The following is a 619-nucleotide window of genomic DNA, read 5'->3' as shown; positions in this document are numbered from 1 at the left end:
TTTGAGGATACCCTACCTCTTTTTTTCGTCTCAAATATTTTACACAAACTATTTTACGTCATCTCTAAATGAATCGCAAAGTTCGAATTATAATTAGAATAACTAATGATTTCCTCAATTATTTCTTTTACGTTAATGATACTTCGACCTAACTTATCCTTTGACAAAAGGTCGTGTACTGCGGAAATACTTTTAATTCTAGAAATAATATTATCTAGTATGTCATTGACTGATTGTGTTGCATTTTGCTGAACAAAATTGCGCTGTAACGAGATAATCCCTACAATGGATTGAAGATTGTTTTTAATGCGATGATGGCTTTCTTGTAATAAGGCTGATCTCCCCATTAATCTCGTATCTTCTATAGCCATTGCAGCATGACGTGCTAAAGCAGCTAGGTACCTTGATTCATCGCTCGAATAAACATAGAAATCTTCATAATAAACTTGAATTATTCCGGTTACCTGGGAGCGAATCAGTACTGGTATACATATGATTGTTTTCACACTTTTTCTTCGCACAAATAGTAATCCGAATTCCCTGTCATTCTCATTAACTCAACTTTCGCAGAGTAAAAATGACATCTAACCTTTATCTGGTAAAGTACTTTTGGAAATTC

Annotated in this window: 1 protein-coding gene; it reads right to left on the bottom strand. The window is 33.8% G+C overall.

Annotation, left to right across the window (positions count from 1 at the left end; translation table 11 throughout):
* Positions 1-53: 53 nt before the first annotated feature.
* Positions 54-506, bottom strand: a complete 453-nt coding sequence (locus tag ABRT01_RS18325) for a histidine kinase dimerization/phosphoacceptor domain -containing protein (RefSeq protein WP_367749214.1) — start codon at positions 504-506, stop codon at positions 54-56.
* Between the last annotated feature and the right edge of the window lie 113 nt (positions 507-619).

The sequence above is a fragment of the Lentibacillus sp. L22 genome, assembly GCF_040812445.1.
GTDB classification, from domain to species: Bacteria; Bacillota; Bacilli; order Bacillales; family Amphibacillaceae; genus Lentibacillus_C; species Lentibacillus_C daqui.
This window is presented reverse-complemented; position numbering and strand designations above follow the sequence as displayed.